Origin of the sequence: Bradyrhizobium liaoningense, assembly GCF_018130785.1 — a bacterium.
GTDB classification, from domain to species: domain Bacteria; phylum Pseudomonadota; class Alphaproteobacteria; order Rhizobiales; family Xanthobacteraceae; genus Bradyrhizobium; species Bradyrhizobium liaoningense_A.
Genome location: NZ_JAFCJT010000017.1, coordinates 84,589 through 102,914 on the forward strand (window position 1 = coordinate 84,589; position 18,326 = coordinate 102,914).

At 64.1% G+C, this 18,326-nt stretch carries 19 protein-coding genes; 8 read left to right on the forward strand and 11 right to left on the reverse strand.

Features of this window, described 5'->3' with window-relative positions:
• Positions 1–95 precede the first annotated feature (95 nt).
• The gene (gene purL, locus JQ627_RS27530) at positions 96–2,306 is read left to right on the forward strand and encodes a phosphoribosylformylglycinamidine synthase subunit PurL (protein WP_212487343.1); all 2,211 of its coding nucleotides are present in this window, start codon (positions 96–98) and stop codon (positions 2,304–2,306) included.
• Positions 2,307–2,366: 60 nt separating this feature from the next.
• On the opposite strand, the gene JQ627_RS27535 is transcribed toward purL, so the two are convergent.
• Positions 2,367–3,557, reverse strand: coding sequence for an acyltransferase (locus JQ627_RS27535; RefSeq protein ID WP_212487345.1), 1,191 nt, complete (start codon positions 3,555–3,557; stop codon positions 2,367–2,369).
• Positions 3,558–3,737: 180 nt separating this feature from the next.
• Between JQ627_RS27535 and JQ627_RS27540 the strand changes: the two genes are divergently transcribed.
• Complete coding sequence (locus JQ627_RS27540) at positions 3,738–3,911, forward strand: DUF1328 domain-containing protein (RefSeq protein WP_212487347.1); 174 nt, start codon at positions 3,738–3,740, stop codon at positions 3,909–3,911.
• Positions 3,912–3,926: 15 nt separating this feature from the next.
• Here JQ627_RS27540 and JQ627_RS27545 read toward each other — a convergent pair whose 3' ends face one another.
• Both JQ627_RS27545 and JQ627_RS27550 read right to left on the reverse strand, forming a co-directional pair.
• A complete protein-coding gene (locus tag JQ627_RS27545; protein WP_249143420.1) occupies positions 3,927–5,030 on the reverse strand; it encodes an alpha/beta fold hydrolase in 1,104 nt (367 codons plus the stop codon).
• A 53-nt stretch (positions 5,031–5,083) separates the two neighbouring features.
• Entirely contained in the window at positions 5,084–5,443 is a 360-nt protein-coding gene (locus JQ627_RS27550; RefSeq protein ID WP_212487349.1) for a DUF427 domain-containing protein, read from the reverse strand.
• 183 nt (positions 5,444–5,626) lie between these two features.
• Between JQ627_RS27550 and JQ627_RS27555 the strand changes: the two genes are divergently transcribed.
• On the forward strand, positions 5,627–5,872 hold the full coding sequence (locus tag JQ627_RS27555) for a BolA family protein (protein ID WP_212487351.1): 246 nt from the start codon (positions 5,627–5,629) through the stop codon (positions 5,870–5,872).
• Between the two features lie 25 nt (positions 5,873–5,897).
• A complete protein-coding gene (locus tag JQ627_RS27560) occupies positions 5,898–7,115 on the forward strand; it encodes a low temperature requirement protein A (RefSeq protein WP_212487353.1) in 1,218 nt (405 codons plus the stop codon).
• 90 nt (positions 7,116–7,205) lie between these two features.
• On the opposite strand, the gene egtD is transcribed toward JQ627_RS27560, so the two are convergent.
• Together egtD and egtB are read right to left on the reverse strand one after the other, a co-directional pair.
• On the reverse strand, positions 7,206–8,177 hold the full coding sequence (gene egtD / locus JQ627_RS27565) for an L-histidine N(alpha)-methyltransferase (protein ID WP_212487355.1): 972 nt from the start codon (positions 8,175–8,177) through the stop codon (positions 7,206–7,208).
• A 50-nt stretch (positions 8,178–8,227) separates the two neighbouring features.
• Complete coding sequence (egtB, locus tag JQ627_RS27570) at positions 8,228–9,526, reverse strand: ergothioneine biosynthesis protein EgtB (RefSeq protein WP_212487357.1); 1,299 nt, start codon at positions 9,524–9,526, stop codon at positions 8,228–8,230.
• Between the two features lie 240 nt (positions 9,527–9,766).
• Here egtB and grxD point away from each other — a divergent pair, with 240 nt between their 5' ends.
• Genes grxD through JQ627_RS27590 form a run of 4 tightly spaced genes read left to right on the forward strand, consistent with a single transcriptional unit; the run spans position 9,767 to position 13,247 of the window.
• Positions 9,767–10,093, forward strand: coding sequence for a Grx4 family monothiol glutaredoxin (gene grxD, locus JQ627_RS27575; RefSeq protein WP_014494143.1), 327 nt, complete (start codon positions 9,767–9,769; stop codon positions 10,091–10,093).
• 3 nt (positions 10,094–10,096) lie between these two features.
• Positions 10,097–10,648 (forward strand): O-acetyl-ADP-ribose deacetylase, encoded by a 552-nt coding sequence (locus JQ627_RS27580; RefSeq protein ID WP_212487359.1) that lies wholly within the window; start codon positions 10,097–10,099, stop codon positions 10,646–10,648.
• A 45-nt stretch (positions 10,649–10,693) separates the two neighbouring features.
• Positions 10,694–11,980: a serine hydrolase gene (locus tag JQ627_RS27585; protein WP_212487361.1), complete on the forward strand. Its 1,287-nt coding sequence runs from the start codon at positions 10,694–10,696 to the stop codon at positions 11,978–11,980.
• Position 11,981: 1 nt separating this feature from the next.
• Positions 11,982–13,247, forward strand: a complete 1,266-nt coding sequence (locus tag JQ627_RS27590) for a serine hydrolase (RefSeq protein WP_212487363.1) — start codon at positions 11,982–11,984, stop codon at positions 13,245–13,247.
• Positions 13,248–13,309: 62 nt separating this feature from the next.
• On the opposite strand, the gene JQ627_RS27595 is transcribed toward JQ627_RS27590, so the two are convergent.
• The 6 genes from JQ627_RS27595 to murI form a co-directional block, all read right to left on the reverse strand.
• Positions 13,310–14,377, reverse strand: coding sequence for a low specificity L-threonine aldolase (locus tag JQ627_RS27595; protein ID WP_212487365.1), 1,068 nt, complete (start codon positions 14,375–14,377; stop codon positions 13,310–13,312).
• Positions 14,378–14,466: 89 nt separating this feature from the next.
• Positions 14,467–15,084, reverse strand: coding sequence for a 30S ribosomal protein S4 (gene rpsD, locus JQ627_RS27600; protein WP_014494148.1), 618 nt, complete (start codon positions 15,082–15,084; stop codon positions 14,467–14,469).
• Positions 15,085–15,282: 198 nt separating this feature from the next.
• Positions 15,283–16,050 carry an acyltransferase gene (locus JQ627_RS27605; RefSeq protein WP_212487367.1) on the reverse strand — a complete coding sequence of 256 codons (768 nt, stop codon included), beginning with the start codon at positions 16,048–16,050 and terminating at the stop codon, positions 15,283–15,285.
• 103 nt (positions 16,051–16,153) lie between these two features.
• Entirely contained in the window at positions 16,154–16,552 is a 399-nt protein-coding gene (locus JQ627_RS27610) for a cupin domain-containing protein (protein ID WP_212487369.1), read from the reverse strand.
• A gap of 67 nt (positions 16,553–16,619) precedes the next feature.
• Complete coding sequence (locus JQ627_RS27615) at positions 16,620–17,393, reverse strand: HpcH/HpaI aldolase/citrate lyase family protein (protein WP_212487371.1); 774 nt, start codon at positions 17,391–17,393, stop codon at positions 16,620–16,622.
• Between the two features lie 69 nt (positions 17,394–17,462).
• On the reverse strand, positions 17,463–18,260 hold the full coding sequence (gene murI, locus JQ627_RS27620) for a glutamate racemase (RefSeq protein WP_212487373.1): 798 nt from the start codon (positions 18,258–18,260) through the stop codon (positions 17,463–17,465).
• Between the last annotated feature and the right edge of the window lie 66 nt (positions 18,261–18,326).

The window sequence follows — 18,326 nt, forward strand, 5'->3', positions numbered from 1 at the left end:
AAACGTGGGACAGCGGGAAAATGCGCCATAAAGGGCTTTTCGTAGGCCCCCGATCTTCCTAAGAACGGCAAAACGCCGCCGAAAGCCCCGAATCCATGAAGAACGAACCCAAGATCACCCCCGAACTGGTTGCCGCCCACGGGCTCAAGCCCGACGAGTATGAGCGCATCCTGAAACTGATCGGGCGGGAGCCGACCTTCACCGAGCTCGGTATCTTCTCGGCGATGTGGAACGAGCACTGCTCGTACAAATCCTCGCGCATCCATCTGCGAGGCCTGCCGACCAAGGCGCCCTGGGTGATCCAGGGCCCCGGCGAGAACGCCGGCGTGATCGACATCGGCGATGGCCAGGCCGTGGTCTTCAAGATGGAAAGCCACAACCACCCGAGCTACATCGAGCCCTACCAGGGCGCGACCACCGGCGTCGGCGGCATCTTGCGCGACGTCTTCACGATGGGTGCGCGTCCGATCGCCTGCCTCAATGCGCTGAGCTTCGGCGCGCCCGAGCACGCCAGGACCCGGCATCTCGTCTCCGGCGTCGTGGCCGGTGTCGGCGGCTACGGCAATTCCTTCGGTGTGCCGACGGTGGGCGGCCAGGTGCGCTTCCACACCCGCTATGACGGCAACATCCTCGTCAACGCGATGGCGGTGGGCCTCGCCGACGCCGACAAGATCTTCTATGCGGCCGCCTCCGGCGTGAACATGCCGATCGTCTATCTGGGCTCCAAGACCGGCCGCGATGGCATTCACGGCGCCTCGATGGCCTCGGCCGAGTTCGACGACAAGTCCGAGGAGAAGCGTCCGACCGTGCAGGTCGGCGATCCCTTCGCCGAAAAGCTGCTGCTCGAGGCCTGCCTCGAGATCATGGAGAAGGGCTGCGTCATCGCGATCCAGGACATGGGCGCGGCGGGCCTGACCTGCTCGGCGGTCGAGATGGGCGCCAAGGGCGACCTCGGCGTCGATCTCGATCTCGACGCGGTGCCGACCCGCGAGACCGGCATGAGCGCCTACGAGATGATGCTCTCGGAGAGCCAGGAGCGCATGCTCATGGTGCTCAAGCCCGAGAAGGAGAAGGAAGCCGAGGCGATCTTCAGGAAGTGGGGCCTCGACTTCGCCGTGGTCGGCTACACTACGCCGAGCAAGCGCTTCGTGGTCAAGCATGGCGGCGACGTGATGGCCGATCTGCCGATCAAGGAGCTCGGCGACGAGGCGCCGCTCTATGACCGCCCGCATAGTCCCTCTGCCGCGCTGCCGGTCGTGCACGCGCGCGAGGTGCCGGCGCCGATGGCTGTCGGTGCTGCGCTGGAAAAGCTGATCGGCACGCCCGACATGTGCAGCAAGCGCTGGGTCTGGGAGCAGTACGACCACGTCATCCTCGGCAACACCTTGCAGCGCCCCGGCGGCGACGCCGCCGTCGTGCGCGTGCAGGACGGGCCGAAGGGGCTGGCGCTGACCGTGGACGTCACGCCGCGCTATTGCGAGGCCGACCCGTTCGAGGGCGGCAAGCAGGCGGTGGCGGAAGCCTGGCGCAACATCACCGCGGTCGGCGGCAAGCCGCTCGCGATCACCGACAATCTCAATTTCGGCAATCCTGAACGGCCCGAGATCATGGGCCAGTTTGTCGGCTGCCTGAAGGGGATCTCGGAAGCCTGCCGCACGCTCGACTTCCCGGTCGTGTCCGGCAACGTCTCGCTCTACAACGAGACCAACGGCCGCGCGATCCTGCCGACGCCTTCGATCGGCGGCGTTGGCCTGCTCGACGATTTCACCAAGTCCGCTTCGCTGGCCTTCAAGGCCGAGGGCGAGGCGATCCTCCTGGTCGGCGAAACCCACGGCTGGCTCGGCCAGTCGGTCTACCTGCGCGACATCTGTGGTCGCGAGGAGGGCGCGCCGCCGCCGGTCGATCTCGCGGCCGAAAAGCGCAACGGCGACTGCGTGCGCGGCATGATCCATGCGGGCACCGCGACCGCGGTGCACGACCTGTCGGATGGTGGCCTGCTGATCGCGCTCGCCGAAATGGCAATGGCGAGCGGCATCGGTGCGAAGCTGCTGGCAGCGCCGGCGGCGCTCGTGCCGCAGGCCTATTGGTTCGGCGAGGACCAGGCGCGCTATCTCGTCACAGTGCCGGAAGCGGAAGCCGGCCGCGTGCTCGCGAAGATGCGCGGCTGCGAAGTGCCCTGCGTGCGGATCGGCACCACCGGTGGTGATGCGATCGCGATCGCGGGCGAGGCGCCGGTTGCGATCGACACGCTGCGGAAGTCGTTCGAGCGCTGGCTGCCGGAATATATGGGCGGGAAGGCGGCCTGAGCCGCCACATGCGACGCTCGCGGAATCTTCCGCGAGCCCGCTTCGTTCGGGGCTACCGGGTCACAGCACCTTCGTTGCCCCGGGGATCTGGCGCAAGGCGCGCGTTAGCGCCCAACTGAACGCGACTGTCAGTACAAACCCGATCGTGGCCTTGACGATCGCCGGCAGGTCATAGTCGAACAGCCAATATTGCAGCCACAGTGCGATCGGATAGTGCACCAGGAACATGCCGTACGCGTCGCTCTGCATTGGATCGAGCAGCTTGGCTGAGCCTGATTGCCTGAACCTCTGGAAAAACGCCAGGATCAGAAACATGATGGCCACGCTGAAGACAGTGAAGCAGATGGCATAGAGCGCTTCATACCAGTCCGGCAACGGCGACGGGTTGCCCAGTATTTCGCGCTTGATGAAGATCAGTACCCACAAGAGGCAATACGGAACGATCGTCAGCACCATCCAGTCCCAGCTGACCTTTGCCATACGGCCGTCTGCGGCGAGCAGCCCGCGATCCATTTGCGCAACGCCGATGCCGGCACCGAAAAAGAAGTAGGTCGCGTAGAGCATCACGCGCCCGTGCTGGACCGAGAACGGCCCGAACTCGAACCAGCTGCTTGATCCGAAGTGAACCCGCCCGGGAATGTAGAACGCTGCGGTGACGGCAAGCATGACCGCGAAGAACACGGCGGGCCGACGGCGACCGTGCAGCGAGAGGCGATTGATCGGATCGAGCAGATTCGGCGACAGCCGGTGCAGCAGGCAGGCAACCAGATCGAAGGCGAACAAGACCCAAAGGAACCAAATTGGCCCGCTCGGCCACGGGCCCTTCGTGATCATATTCCAATAGTACTCCGAAAAGCCGATCTCGGGATGGTGCCGCAGTGAGATGGCGTAATAGGCGAGCGGAATGACCGTGAAGGCGCAGATCACGAATGGCAGCGCGAGCCGAAGCAGGCGATCCTGCAAATAGTTCAGCGCTCCCTTCCGGGCGATACCAGACCAGGCGAACAGTCCCGACAGGAAGAAGAACATCGCCATGAAGAAGCTGTCGGTGGCCAGCACGATCATGTCGAAGCCGAAGAAGTACTTCGGATCGGTATGACCGAAATAAGTGTAGGGGATCACCGCGTGATGCAGCAGCACCACCAGAGTCAGGAAGGTGCGGGCGCGATCAATCGCCAGATTGCGCGCCTTGGCCTTTGGCGCAGCGTGCGCCTCCACGCCGATCGTCGCGGAATGTGACATCGTCATCATGGTTGCCCCGATTGCGCTCCTGCCCGGCGGACTGTGCCGCCGGGAACCGGATTCAGCAAGCCCAGTTTGTGCCGCGCCTTGCCCGGCAACGCCCTCAGGAACCAGTTCCGTGCAGCGAAGTTAGCGTTCCCGAATGGGTTGAGGGCCGCAAAGCATGCGGCATCCAAGTCGGAGTTGGCTATGACGATCCTGAAATGGGCGCTGATCTTCCTCTTGGTCTCGATCGTGGCCGGTGTGCTCGGCTTCACCGGCCTCTCGGCCGCCTCGGCCGATGTCGCCCGCTTCCTGTTCTATATCTTCGTCGTGATCTTCCTGGTGCTGCTGGTATTGGGGCTCACGATCTTCAGGGCGTAGCCGGGCCTCCGGCCCTCAATTGCCTGCGAGCGGTCTCACGTGGGTGACCAACTCCGCCAGGAACTCGTTGGGACGCTCGAATGGAATGAAATGGCTCCCGCCGCGCACCCAGACAAATTCCTTATGCGGGGCCGTGATCTGATTGAAGAGTTGTTCGGCCGGCCCGGCCGGTGTGTTGTAGTCCGTATCGCCCTCGATGAAGATCACCGGAATCGGAAACGCGAGTCCCAGTGAAGCGACGTCGCTCTTGAACATGGGGCCCTCTCGTCCGCGCAGATATTTTGCGGAGAAGGCCATGCCTTTGCGCCAGTTGTACCAGTCCAGCAGCGAGAAATCCGGCATGAACGGGGGCGGGATGGGACCCGCCAACTGGACGCTCTCGATGGAGGGTAGCCCCAGCGCTTTGCTCCACTTGTCCGCAACCAGTCGATTTTGTGGATTGATCAGAGGCCGCGCGACGATTGGCGCCAATTCCGCCTGGGCCTCGCTGTTGCCAGCGGACTGCGCCAACGCTTGCAGATGCGCGATCGTGATCTCGAATTGCTTCTCGAACGTCGCCCTGCCGACCACCTGTCCTGTGCCGACATAGGCGTAAAACAGATCGGGGCGCTGCTTGACGATGTGAATGCCCAGGAATGAGCCCCAGGAATGCCCGACCAGCACGATCTTGTCCTTGTGCAGATGGGTTCGCAGGTACTCGGCGAGCTCGACACCGTCCTGTGTCATCCGCTCGAGCGTCATGGTTGGTGCGAGCGCGTCTCCCGCCGCGCCATAGGTCCGCCCGGCGCCGCGCTGGTCCCATTGCACGATAGTGAAATGCTTTTCCCAGGGGCGCCAGCCCGAAGAGATCGCCAAGGTGGAGCCCCCGGGCCCGCCGTGGACGAACAGCAGGACCGGGTTATCCCGATCCTCGCCGCGGATTTGAATCCATTGCTTGATTCCGCCGATGTCGACGAACCCTCCCTCCTGCACGCCCTTCGGTGAGTGGATCGCGAGGGTTTCGGCAGCAAGATGCTGGCGATAGGCGCGAAAACCCAGTCCGGCGACGGCCACCACAATGAGGATGCCGGCCATGCCCAGCAACGAGACCCCAATCAGTCTTGCGGCCTTGCGCGGCATCTTGAGCCTTGTACCGACTGAAAGCGACCTACGATCGCCCCGGCGCGATCAGCTTACCCCACTTCCTCGATCTTCACCTTGTCCGGATAGAAGGCGAGATGGCCGGAAATCTCCGTCATTGCGGGGAAGGGCGTCTCATAGGTCCAGATCGCGTTGTCGAGCGTCTTGCCGTCGGCCTTGACGCTGTAGTAGCTGGCGTCCCCCTTGTAGGGGCAATGGGTGGTGCGGTCGGTGCGCTCGAGCAGCGCCATGTTGGCGTCCTCCCGCGGCACATATTGTACCGCCGGATATTTGGCCTCCTTCAGCGTCAGCGCCTTGCTGGTCTCGGCGATCACGACGTCGCCGGCCGTGACACGGACGCGACGGGGGTTTTGGGTGATGGTGATGGGGTGGTCGGGCCCTGGAAGCTTCATGACTTCACGCCTTTTCGATCAATCTGCCGCGCGCGGCACTTTGTCGTGCCTTTATCCGGATGGGATCACGGATATAGTGCCGGAAGGCGTGACGTAGAAGGCCGTTCACGCTAAGTTTCGCCCTGCCGGCGAGGGGACCCCGGCAGAGATTCGAACGCTGAGACCAGAAGGAGCACGACCCGAATGCCCATGGACGCCCACGATATCGAGGCGATGATCAAGGCGGCAATCCCCGATGCCGAGGTGACGATCCGCGACCTCGCCGGCGACGGCGACCATTATGCCGCGACCGTTATCTCGGAATCCTTCCGCGGCAAGTCCCGCGTCCAGCAGCACCAGATCGTCTATCAGTCCCTGCGCGGCCAGATGGGCGGCGTTCTGCATGCTCTGGCGCTGCAAACCGGGGTCCCTGGGGCGCCCGGGGCCTGATCTGATCGCGTGACGGGGGATGACGATGGCTGCGGACAATCCTCGCGGCGCGATGTTTCGCGTCATCGCGCCGAACCAGCACAGCCGCGTCACCAATGCCGAGCTGTTCTTCGACCTCGTCTTCGTCTTTGCCGTCACGCAGGTCTCGCACACGCTGCTGCACCATTTTACCCCGCTCGGTGCGGTGCACGTCACCGTGCTGTTCCTCGCGGTATGGTGGGTGTGGGTCTACACCGCCTGGGTCACCAACTGGCTCAATCCCGAGTTGACCCCGGTCCGTATCCTGCTCTTCCTGATGATGCTGGGCGGCCTCGTGCTGTCGACCACGATCCCGACCGCGTTCGAGGGACGGGGCCTGTGGTTTGCGATCGCGTACGCGACCATGCAGGTCGGACGTACCGCCTTCTGGCTGTTCGCGACCCCGCGCCACCGGACTCTGGTGCGGCACAATGCGATCCGTATCCTGACCTGGCTCTCGATCTCCGCGGTATTGTGGATCGCAGGCGGCTTGTCCGAGGGAGAAACGCGGCTGTGGCTGTGGATCGCGGCGGTCACCTGGGAGTACATCTCGCCTGCGGCACGCTTCTGGGTCCCCAAGCTCGGCTTCTCGTCAGTCGAAGCCTGGGCCGTCGAAGGCGGTCACATGGCCGAGCGCTGCGCCGGCTTCATCATCATCGCACTCGGTGAAGCCGTCGTCGTCAACGGCGCCACCTTTGCCGAACTGGACTGGACCGCGGACAACATCCTCGCCTTCGTCTCGGCGCTGGTCGGCGCCATCGCAATGTGGTGGATCTATTTCCACAAGGGCGCGGAAGCCGGCTCCGAATTGCTGTCGAAGTCCTCCGAATCCGGCCGGCTGGCGCGGCTCGCCTACACCTATCTGCACATGCCGATCATCGCAGGCATCATCCTGACCGCGGTTTCGGACGAACTGGTGCTGAAGCATCCGACCGGCCATTCCGATATCAGGACCATCGTGAGCACGATCGGCGGACCGCTGGTGTTCCTGGTCGGCACCATCCTGTTCAAGCTCGCGATCCGCGGCTTCCTCCAGCTCTCCCACGGCATCGGCATCATTGCGCTCGCGGTGCTGTGGTGGTTCGCCGCCGACCTGTCGCCGCTCTGGCTGTCGGTCGCGACGAGCGTGATCATGATCGTGGTCGGGGTGTGGGAATCGGTGTCGCTGGGATCGAAGGTGGGGGAGGCCGAAGAGCATCAGAGCGCGGGCGGCGGTAGCGCCTGAGCAAGCACCTCGTCCTTCCGAGGAGCCCGCCTAAGGCGGGCGTCTCGAAGGATGCGCCGCGGGAAGCCGCTCTCAGATGCGATGTAGCGCTTATTCCGCCGCCTCCAGCGCGTGGACCGAAAACATCTTCGCCGCGTCGGTCCAGCTTTCGCGCACCTGCCAGCCCGCACCCTGCGCCAGCGCAGCAAAACGCTCGAGACTGTATTTATAGCTGTTCTCGGTGTGGATGCTCTCGCCGGGGCGGAACGAGAAGCTGGTGCCGAGCAGGCGCACGGTCTGGCTCTTCTTGCTGATGAGGTGCATCTCGATACGGTGCCGCTCGCGGTTATAGATCGCGCGATGGGTGAAGGCGGACAGGTCGAAATTGCCGCCGAGCTCGCGGTTGATGCGCACGAGCACATTGAGGTTGAAGCGGGCGGTGACGCCGGCGGCATCGTTGTAGGCGTCGTGGAGGACGCGCTCTTCCTTCTCGAGGTCGGCGCCGATGATCATCTGCGCGCCCTTGCCCAGGATCTTGCGGGCGCTCTTCAGGAAGGCCTGCGCCTCATGCGGTTCGAAATTTCCGATGGTCGAGCCGGGGAAAAAGCCGACCTTGGGCATCGATGCGACTGCCCTGGGCAACTCGAACGGCGTGGTGAAGTCGGCCGCCACCGGATAGATGCCGAGCGAGGGGAAATCCCGCTTCAGGCCGTTGGCCTGGGCCTTCAGGAAGTCCCCGGAGATGTCGACGGGCACATAGGCTGCAAACTTGCATTGGTTGAGCAGCAGGCGGACTTTGGTGGTCGCGCCCGCACCGAACTCGACCAGCGCCGCATGCTCCGGGATGATCTTCGCGATCTCGCTGCCACGCTCCTCCAGGATCGCAAGCTCGGTGCGCGTCGGGTAATATTCCGGCAGGCGCGTGATCGCCTCGAACAGTTCGGATCCGGCCGCATCGTAGAAATATTTCGGCGACAGCTTTTTCGGCTGCTGCGACAGGTCTCCGATGGCCTCGCGGGCGAAAGCGGTCGTCTGTTCGTCGGGGAGATGGGCTTCGGCCAAAGCGCTGGCGTGCACATTCATGATACTCTCCTGAACGCGCTGTCCGGCGCGCGGTTGTCGTCGGATATTTTTTAGGCGTAGTCGGCGAGCCGCAGTCCCGTGAACTGCCAGCGATGGTGAGGATAGAAAAAGTTGCGATAGGTAATACGGCTGTGGCCCTCAGGAGTTGCAAGCGAGGAGCCGCGCAGCACCAGCTGGTTGATCATGAACTTGCCGTTGTACTCCCCGAGCGCGCCTTCGATGGCGCGGTAGCCGGGGTAGGGTGAGTAGGACGATCGCGTCCATTGCCAGACGATGCCGAAGGCATCGTTGAGCTGGCCGGCGCGCGCGGCGACCTCCCATTCCATCTCGGTCGGGAGGTGCTTTCCGGCCCAGCGTGCAAAGGCATCGGCTTCGTAATAGCTGACATGGCAGACCGCCGCGTCGGGATCGACCGGCTTGAGGCCGGCCAATGTCATCACGTGCCACTGGCCGTCGATCTCGCGCCAATGGCCGGGAGCGTCCCAGCCCTCGTTGTTGACGGTGGCAAAGCCGTCCATCAGCCACAGTGTTGCGGTCCGGTAGCCGCCGTCGCGCATGAAGGCGAGCCATTCGCCATTGGTGACGAGATCGCGCGCAATCCTGACCGGGCCGACAAGGGCGCGATGCGCCGGCTTCTCGTTGTCGAAATGGAAGCTGTCGTCGACATGGCCGACGGTATGGATGCCCTCGTTCAGCGTCAGCCAGTCGTCGCCTGCGCGCGTCGAGGCCGGAAAACGCCAATCCGGGTCGTAAGCCGGCGGGATCGGGTTCTGCGCAAACGCATGCAGGATGTCGGTGAACATCAATTCCTGATGCTGCTGCTCGTGATTGAGCCCGACTTCGACCAGCGGTGCGATCTCGCGGAGCTTGTCCGCGCCGGCCTCGCGGAAGAATTTGACGACGGCCGCATCGACATAGCTGCGATAGGCGCCAACCTGATCGGCGCTGGGACGGGTGATGTCGCCGCGGCGATTCCTGGAATGACGCGGGCCGGCGCTGACGTAATAGGAATTGAACAGGAAGGCGAAGTCAGGGTGGAAGGGCGGGTAGCCGGGACAGTGCTCGCCGAGCAGGAATTGCTCCCAGAACCAAGTGGTATGGGCCCGATGCCATTTCGTGGGGCTCGCATCCGGCATGGATTGAATCTGCTGGTCTTCCGGCGACAGCGGCGCGGCCCGGCGCTCGGTCTCGTTGCGGACGGCGAGAAACGCCTCTTCGAGCCCCTGGGCGAGGCCGCGCGGGTCGGCCGACGGTGACGAAAGCGGAGGGGTGGCCGTAGCGGAGGCTTGTTTCGTCACGTTTTTCTCCAGACAGGACAAGAGAACGTTGTTGGCGTTGCCCGGTTCCAAAACCGAGGTTCGTCCTAGATAAGGGCTCCGTTACGGTATGAAAGTCCTCCCCGGCGATGATATTCGTGGCATCATGCAATGGGGCCGGCGTGGGCTGGACCGGCCGCCCAGGGGGTGTTCGCCGCCATTTTACTTTGGATGCACAACGGTTTGGGCTACATATATAGGCAGGTATCGGGTTAACTCGGCTGGGCCGGCCCGAGGGAATCGTTGAGGGCTCCGCCCCGGAAGGACATGGATATGAGCATCGAGGAATTCATCGCCAACGAAGTGAAGTCGAACGACGTGGTTCTGTTCATGAAGGGGACGCCGCAGTTTCCGCAGTGCGGTTTCTCCGGCCAGGTCGTCCAGATCCTCGACCACATCGGCGTTGGTTATAAGGGCCTCAACGTCCTCGAATCCGCCGAACTGCGTAACGGCATCAAGGAATATTCGAACTGGCCGACCATTCCGCAGCTCTATGTGAAGGGCGAGTTCGTCGGCGGATGCGACATCGTCCGCGAGATGTTCCAGGCCGGCGAACTGCAGCAGCTCTTCTCCGAGAAGGGCGTCGCTGTCGCGGCCTGACACGTGGCCCAGCTGACGCGCCGCATCGGCGGCGTCGAGCTTGAGGTTATCGTAGCTGACATCACGACACTCGGCGTTGACGCCATCGTCAACGCCGCAAATTCGTCTCTTCTGGGCGGAGGCGGCGTTGATGGCGCAATCCACGACGCTGCCGGTCCCAAGCTTCTGGCCGAGTGCCGGATGCTCGGGGGATGTCCGACCGGCGATGCCAAGATCACGAAGGGCTACCGTCTGCCCGCGCGACATGTGATTCACGCAGTCGGTCCCGTCTGGCACGACGGCGGTCGCGGCGAGGCGGATTTGTTGCGCTCCTGTTATCGCCGTGCGCTCGAGCTCTCCCAGGCCAATAGACTGAACTCTCTAGCCTTCTCCGCGATCTCGACCGGGGTATATCGCTTTCCGGCCGATCAGGCCGCGAAGATTGCGGTCCACACGACCATCGAAGCCCTGCCGGCTGCGCCGCTGGTCACCCACGTCATATTCTGTTGTTTCTCGGAGACAAGTGCCGCGCTCCACACGGACGTTCTGGCGCGGTACGGCGGCCCTTGTGCCTGATAACGCCGTCAGTACACTCCGCCCGCCATGTTCCGGGGAGGGGATATGATTTCACATTCTGGACTGCGCTCGTTCGTCTGCGGCACGCTGGTATCGCTCGGGGCGATCACGCTCGCGCGGGCGGAGGGCACCTACGAGATCCCGGCCGGCGCGCATTTCAATCAGGACAAGCTCGCCAAGGTCGGCGAGTTCTTCAAGAACGAGGTCGCGACCGGCAAGATCGCCGGCGCAACCGTGCTGATCCAGCAGCACGGCAAGCCGGTCTACCACGAAGCCTTCGGCGTGCAGGACGTGGTGAGCAAGGCGCCGATCACGGATAAGACCATTTTCCGCCTGTTCTCGATGAGCAAGGCGATCACCTCCGTCGTCGCGGTGCAGTTGATCGAGGACGGCACGATCAAGCTCGACGATCCCGTCTCGAAATACATTCCGTCCTTTGCCAATCTGAAGGTCGGCGTCGAGAAGAAGGCCGACGACGGCACCAAGTCGCTCGAACTGGTGCCGTTGAACCGGCCGATGACGGTGCACGATTTGATGACGCACACCTCTGGCGTCACCTACGGCTTCTATGGCGACAGCCTGGTTCGCAAAGCCTATCGCGATGCCAATATCTATGCCGGCGATTTCGACCTCGCCGAGTTCGCCGAGCGCATCGCAAAGCTGCCGCTGCACAACCAGCCGGGCGCGCTGTGGCAATACGGCCATTCCACCGACATTCTGGCGCGCGTGATGGAAGTTGCGGCCGGCAAGCCGCTGCTCGACATCGAACGGGAGAAGCTGCTGGGGCCGCTCGGCATGGTCGACACCGGCTTCTTCGTCACTGCCCCCGAGAAGCAGAAGCTGCTGGCGCAGCCGGTGCCGAACGACAGCGATTTCCGGGTTGGCCGGATCAACGATCCGACCGTCGTCAAGAAGATCCAATTCGCCAGCGGCGGCATGGTTACGACCATGGCCGACTATGCGCGCTTTGCGCAGATGCTACTCAACGGCGGCAGTCTCGATGGCAAGACGATACTGAAGCCCGAGACGTTCAAGCTGATGGTGACCGATCAGGTCGGCCCGAACTCCGGCGTCGGTCGCGATTATTTCTACTTCCCCGGCGACGGTTTTGGCTTCGGCCTCGGCCTTGCGGTCCGCACCGATCCCGGCAACGCCAAGCCGCCGCCGCCCGGCGATCTCGGTGAATTGAAGTGGGACGGCGCCTCCGGCTGCTATTTCGTGATCGACCCCAAGCAGGACATGTTCTTCGTCCTGCTGGAGCAGACCCCGACCGAGCGCCAGCGCGTGCAGCGGACATTGAAGCAGTTGGTCTATGAAGCCATGGAGAAGTGACATGCGCGGGCGTCGCGCGCTGATCGCGGCGCTCGTTCTTCTGTTCGGCGCAGTCGGTGCGAGAGCGGGCTCCGAGCGGCGCGCGGCGCACAACTTCTCTCCCGAAGGCCTGGCAAAGGTCTCCGACTTCATCCGGAACGAGGTCGCGACGGGCAAGTTTCCGGGCGCGATCCTGCTGCTCCAGCAGCACGGCAAGCCGGTCTATTACGAGAATTTCGGCGTCCGCGATGTCGCAACCGAGATATCGATGAGCGCGGACACGATCTTCCGGCTCTATTCGATGTCGAAGCCGATCACGTCCGTCATGGCGATGATGCTGGTCGAGGAGGGCAAGCTCGCGCTCGACGATCCCGTTGCAAAGTACATTCCGGCGTTTGCCGAGATGAAGGTCGGTGTCGAGACGAAGGCCGAGGACGGCAAGGTTGCGCTGGTGCTGGAGCCGCTCAGTCGCGCCGTGACGATCAAGGATTTGATGCGCCACACTGCCGGACTGCCCTACGGTTACTATGGCGGGGGCTTGGTGAACAAGCTCTATGCCGACGCCGGTCTGTTCGACAACAAGGCTTTGACCAACGCCGAACTCGTCGCGAAGATCACCACGCTTCCGCTCGCCGAACAGCCCGGCACGAACTGGGACTATGGCCACTCCACGGACGTGCTCGGCCGCATCGTCGAGGTCATATCGGGGAAATCGCTGTTCGCGTTCGAGAAGGAGCGGCTGCTCGATCCGCTCGGGATGACGGACACCGCATACTATGTCGCCGATCCTGCCAAGTGGCCGCGCATCGCCGAGCCGATGCCGCAGGATCGCGCGATTAGCCCGATGACGCAGGTCCGCGATCCCAGGAAACCGCTGAGGTGGGAGTCGGGCGGCGGCGGCCTTGTCGGTACGGTCGGTGACTACGCCCGCTTCGCGCAGATGCTGCTCAATGGCGGCACCTATGACGGCCGGCGCTATCTCAAGCCCGAGACCATCGCCCTGATGGCGTCGGATCATATCGGTCCCGAGACGAAGATCGCGCGCGATCAGAACTACTATCCGGGCGGAAGCTCCGGCTTCGGCCTCGGCTTCGCCGTGCGCACCTCGGTGCCATCAGGCACATCGTGGCCGCTTGGCGAATATCGCTGGGACGGCGTCGGTGGCACCTTCTTCTTCATCGATCCCGAAGACGATCTGTTCGGGATCTTCATGGTGCAGACCCCGACGCAGCGCGGCCGGATTCAATTGTCGCTGAAGACGCTGATCTATCAGGCGATGGGGCGGTAGATTCTCTTTTGACGCGTTTTCCTTGCGCGAACCGGTATCCACTTCGCTTGAAAACGTTCTGATTACGCCCCGCGCACGATCTCGCGGACGTACCCGATCGTTTCCTCGACCTGGGCCGCATTGACGTCGAGATGGGTGCAGGCGCGGATACGGCCGTCCATCATCGCAAGCGTCACGCCGCGCTGACGGAGTGCTGCGACCATCTTGTCGCCGGCGATGCCGGCGCCGTCGGGCTTGAAGAACACGAGATTGGTCTCGGGCTCCTGCACCTCGACGCCCGCGATTTGCGACAGCCCGCGGGCCAGCGCGCGCGCATTGGCGTGGTCGTCGGCAAGGCGATCGACGTGATGGTCGAGCGCGTAGATGCAGGCGGCCGCACAGACGCCGGCCTGCCGCATCGAGCCGCCGAGGCGCTGCTTCCACTGCCAGACCGCGTCGATGAAGGCGCGGGTGCCCGCGAGCACGCCGCCGATCGGCGCGCCAAGGCCCTTGGAGAAATCGATCCAGGCCGAATCCCAGCCCGCGGTCATGTCGCGCGGCGAGATGCCGCTCGCCACTGTGGCGTTGAGCAGGCGCGCGCCGTCCATGTGCGTGATGAGCCCGTGCTGCTTGGCGATCGCGACGATCTCGTCGAGCGCGGTCTTCTTCCAGATCGTGCCGCCGCCGATATTGGCGGTCTGCTCGACGCTCACGACCGTCTGCGGGGGCTGGTAGCGGGTGCGCGGGTGCAGGGCCTTTCGGAGCGTCTCCGGCGTGAACTGCCCGTCGGCGCCTTTGAGCTGCGTCACCTGGAAGCCGCCGATCGCGGCATGCGCGCCGCCTTCCCGGGCGATGATGTGGGCGGTCTCATGCGCCAGAATCTCATCGCCGGGGCGGCAATGCACCAGCGTCGCGGTGACGTTGCACATCGTGCCTGATGGCATGTAGACCGCGGCTTCCTTGCCGAGCAGCGCGGCGACGCGCTCGCACAGCGCATTCACGGTCGGATCGTCGCCGACCTGCTCGTCGCCGACCTCCGCCCGCGCCATCGCCTCGCGCATCGCAGCCGTCGGCTTGGTCTGCGTGTCCGAGAGCAGATTGATGCGCACCGGCGGCGCCTTGGGATCGATCGGGGGAGGGGTGTAGAGCATGCGACGCCTCCTGAAGGCATGACGGCCACTGAAGTGTGGCTCTTAAGCAAAAAGGCCCCGGCGAACCGGGGCCTTTCGATATCCAGATCTTAGCGCGAATAGAATTCGACGACCAGATGCGGCTCCATCTGCACCGGGAACGGCACGTCGGAGAGGCCGGGGATGCGCACGTACTTCGCGGTCATCTTGCCGTGGTCGACTTCGAGATAGTCGGGGGTGTCGCGCTCGGGGAGCTGGCTGGCTTCGAGAACGTGCGCGAGCTGCTTGGAGGCTTCCTTGACCTCGATCACGTCGCCGACCTTGAGCTGGTAGCTCGAGATGTTGACCTTGCGGCCGTTCACCTTGATGTGGCCGTGGTTGATGAACTGGCGCGCGGCGAAGATCGTCGAGACGAACTTGGCGCGGTACACGACCGCGTCGAGACGACGCTCGAGCAGGCCGATCAGGTTCTCGCCGGTGTCACCCTTGAGGCGGCTCGCCTCGACATAGATGCCGTGGAACTGGCGCTCGGAAATGTTGGCGTAGTAGCCCTTCAGCTTCTGCTTGGCGCGCAGCTGCACGCCGAAATCGGAGAGCTTGCCCTTGCGGCGCTGGCCGTGCTGGCCGGGGCCGTACTCGCGGCGGTTCACGGGGCTCTTCGGGCGGCCCCAGATGTTCTGGCCCATACGGCGATCGATCTTGTACTTCGCCTCACTGCGCTTAGTCATCGCGTCCTCTTCAGGTACATGGTTTGAGGAAACGCGCCCTCCTGTGTGACGGGAAATCCCGGCACCGACAGGTCCGATCCCCAAAGCATAGGGGGCAGGACCACGGGTCGCGAAACGCTTCGCGGGCCGAAATCGGCCCGCGAGCAGGCGGCTTTTAGGGGAGTTTGGGGTTCGCTGTCAATGCGAATGGCCCCGGAATCAGGTCCTCACCACCCGGATAGGCTTGGGGCTAGCCGCCCGCAATTCGGCAGCGATTTCAGTGTTCAGGACCTGTTCCAGCCGGGTCAGGACCCGGGCGATCGGGGCGGCGTCGGTGACGCGGTGATCCCAGCGGATCACGACATGGATGGTCTGGTCGCCCTGGACCACGCCATAGCTGACGATGAACGGGCCCGGCGTGACGGGGTGGAGCTCGCCGCCGCCATAGGCGGCCACCGAGCTCACCGCGAAGCTGCCGAACCAGTTGCCTCGCTGCCGGCCGAAATTGAGCCCCACCGCCCAGGATAGCCGCCGCAGCGGCAGCGGCAGGCGGGTCGCCCGCATGATCTTGCGGAACATCGGCACGTCCTCGATCGGCGCCGTCTTGGCGCGCCGGATCTCGGCGTCGACTGCAGCCAGCGCCATGGCTTCGGGAGCCGCGATTCGCTGCGGCATCACGCATTCCTCGCCGTCTTGGACCCTGGCGATCGCGACCGACGCCACGCTATTGGGCAGCTCGTAGAGCATCGGCCAGGGCCATTTGGCGTAGACGGTGCGCAGGACCGGCTCGTCCCTGGCCACGAGGGCAAAGGCCTTGACGAACATCGCTGCCCAGCCGGCGGGCGTCATCGCGCCCGCGCGGGCCTCCAGCAGGGGGCGAATATTGAGCGTACGGGAGAGCGAGACGAAGGGTACGTCCATCGAGGCGCGCATGAGGTCGCAAATCAGGCGGCGCGGCATCGAAATGGTCTTGGCTTTCCCGCGCATTGGTCTCCGGTTCCGGGCTGAATGAAAATGCGGCGAGAGGAGTTCCCGCTCGCCGCGTGCTCTAGCACGAACCAACCCGCCTGGGGTCGGTCGGTTCGCCGCATCAGGGCGCCGGCGTCGCCAGCGGCTTGGTCTTGTCGAAGATGTAAATACCAATGATTTTCAATGGCTTATCGCCATGTGTCTTGGCGTCATGAACGACGCCGGCCGGGATCACATAGGAATCACCCGCTTTCAGGTGTTTCTCGGGCTGCCCCTCGATGAGGAGGTCGACCTCGCCCTCCAGCACATAGCCGGTCTCGACGCCGGGATGGGTATGGCGGCCGGCGGCGCCGCCGGGCGGCACCTCGGCGATAGCGGTCACCGTCGTGTAACTGTCCGGGAAATCGATTTTCTGGAGTGGGGTGCGCTTGATGCCGGGCTGCTGGGCGAAGGCCGCACAAGCAAGGCCCGTGAAGGCAAGAGTGGCGAAGGTCAGAGCGAGCAAAGTCTTTTTAGGCATTGTTTCCTCCCTGGAACGGCCGACCCTAACAGCGCCGCCATTCCCGGCAAGGTCGCAATCCGCTTGTTCAGCGCTTGATGCCGTCGAACGCGGCCATGATGCCGCGCTGGAAGAGCGACCAGTCGAAACCCAGCGCGATCGCGCGATAGCCGCGGTCGATCAGCTGGTTGGCCTGGTCGGCCGTGCGCGCCACGCCGCCGATCGGCACGCCGCTTTTGAGGATGCCGGCCTCGGCGCGGGCGACCAGCTCCAGCAATTCCGGATCATCCATCCGGCCGCGCTTGTTGATCGAGGTGGCGAGATCACCGGGGCCGATCACCGCGACGTCGATGCCCGGCGTCGCCATGATCTCGTCGATGCGGTTGACGGCATCGACATGCTCGATGGTGATCATGCAGATCATCTCGTCGTCGGCCGACGCCATGTAGTCCGGCATCGACTGGCCCCAGCGGAACGGCGCGTGAAACGGTCCCCAGAGACGATCGCCGCGCGGCGGATAGCGCACGCTGCGCACCGCCTTCTCGGCATCGCCGCGATTGGTGATCATCGGGAAATTGATGCCGAAGGCGCCGATGTCCATCGGCGCTTTCGCAAGCCACGGCTCGTTCGCCGCGATCCGCACCAGGGGCGTGCACGGCGTGCCTGTCGTGGCGGCGATCATCGCATGCGCTTCGGTGAGCCCGATCGGGCCATGCTCGAGATCGACGATGATCCAGTCGAGCGAGCGGGCCATGATCTGCACCATCTGCACGCTCGGGATCGTCGCGATCGCGCCGAAGGCGGGGCGGCCCTCGCGCCAGAGCTGGCGCAGACGGTTGAGTGGCGTAGTCGGGACCGACATGGAATTGCCTTGGGATGACCTGCGGGGAGACGACGGCGAAGCCTAGCAGCGCGCCGTTGCGGCGCAAAGTCAGGCCGGCACACGGCCGCCGAAGAACGGCATCAGCGTGGCGGAAAGGCCATGCGCGCGGTTCGAGGTGAAGATCATCTCCGCGCCGGATTGCGTGATATCGCCAAGGCGTGTGCCGAGCAGGTCGGAGACGCGGCGGGCGATGGCCGGCGCCGGATCGATCCAGTCGACCGGCCAGGGTGCCAGCCGCTTCAGCCGGTCGAGCAGCAGCGGATAATGCGTGCAGGCGAGCACCACGATGTCGGTGCGCGCACCCGTATCCTGGGGATCGCCGACGAAGCAGGGGGTGAGTTCGGCGAGGATGGCATCGTCGCTGATCGGATGGCCGCTGAGGTCAGCTTCAGCCAGCGAGGCAAGCTCGGGCGAGCCGACCAGCGTCACCTCGCAACCCAGCGCGAAATCGCGGATCAGCGCCTTGGTGTATTCGCGCTTCACCGTGCCCTTGGTGCCGAGCACCGAGACGCGACGGGTCTTGGACTGCGCGCAGGCCGGCTTGATCGCCGGCACGGTGCCGACGAAGGGCAGGGAATAAGCGGCGCGTAAGTGAGATAGGACCAAGGTGGACGCCGTGTTGCAGGCGATGACGGCGAGGTCAGGATCGTGCGTGCGGATCAGTTCGCCCATCAGCGGCACGACGCGGGCGATGATCTCGTCCTCGCTGTGGTGGCCATAGGGGAAGAAGGCGTCGTCGGCGACGTAGACGTAATGCGCGTCCGGGCGCGCGGCCACGACCTCACGGAGCACCGTGAGCCCACCAAGGCCGGAATCGAACACCAGGATCGTCGGGGAATAGGTCACGTCGCTACCTTAAGGGCACCATGGTTACCATTCGGTATTTGGGGCGGTTTTGCGGCGGGGCCGTTT

Coding starts and splice junctions, on each gene's coding strand:
- JQ627_RS27590 (WP_212487363.1), top strand. CDS start 11,982: ATGCGCGGGCGTCGCGCGCTGATCGCGGCGCTCGTTCTTCTGTTCGGC.
- grxD (WP_014494143.1), top strand. CDS start 9,767: ATGAGCATCGAGGAATTCATCGCCAACGAAGTGAAGTCGAACGACGTG.
- JQ627_RS27545 (WP_249143420.1), bottom strand. CDS start 5,030: ATGCCGCGCAAGGCCGCAAGACTGATTGGGGTCTCGTTGCTGGGCATG.
- JQ627_RS27605 (WP_212487367.1), bottom strand. CDS start 16,050: ATGCGCGGGAAAGCCAAGACCATTTCGATGCCGCGCCGCCTGATTTGC.
- JQ627_RS27550 (WP_212487349.1), bottom strand. CDS start 5,443: ATGAAGCTTCCAGGGCCCGACCACCCCATCACCATCACCCAAAACCCC.
- JQ627_RS27540 (WP_212487347.1), top strand. CDS start 3,738: ATGACGATCCTGAAATGGGCGCTGATCTTCCTCTTGGTCTCGATCGTG.
- egtD (WP_212487355.1), bottom strand. CDS start 8,177: ATGAATGTGCACGCCAGCGCTTTGGCCGAAGCCCATCTCCCCGACGAA.
- JQ627_RS27585 (WP_212487361.1), top strand. CDS start 10,694: ATGATTTCACATTCTGGACTGCGCTCGTTCGTCTGCGGCACGCTGGTA.
- purL (WP_212487343.1), top strand. CDS start 96: ATGAAGAACGAACCCAAGATCACCCCCGAACTGGTTGCCGCCCACGGG.
- JQ627_RS27615 (WP_212487371.1), bottom strand. CDS start 17,393: ATGTCGGTCCCGACTACGCCACTCAACCGTCTGCGCCAGCTCTGGCGC.
- JQ627_RS27560 (WP_212487353.1), top strand. CDS start 5,898: ATGGCTGCGGACAATCCTCGCGGCGCGATGTTTCGCGTCATCGCGCCG.
- JQ627_RS27555 (WP_212487351.1), top strand. CDS start 5,627: ATGCCCATGGACGCCCACGATATCGAGGCGATGATCAAGGCGGCAATC.
- JQ627_RS27595 (WP_212487365.1), bottom strand. CDS start 14,377: ATGCTCTACACCCCTCCCCCGATCGATCCCAAGGCGCCGCCGGTGCGC.
- rpsD (WP_014494148.1), bottom strand. CDS start 15,084: ATGACTAAGCGCAGTGAGGCGAAGTACAAGATCGATCGCCGTATGGGC.
- JQ627_RS27610 (WP_212487369.1), bottom strand. CDS start 16,552: ATGCCTAAAAAGACTTTGCTCGCTCTGACCTTCGCCACTCTTGCCTTC.
- JQ627_RS27535 (WP_212487345.1), bottom strand. CDS start 3,557: ATGATGACGATGTCACATTCCGCGACGATCGGCGTGGAGGCGCACGCT.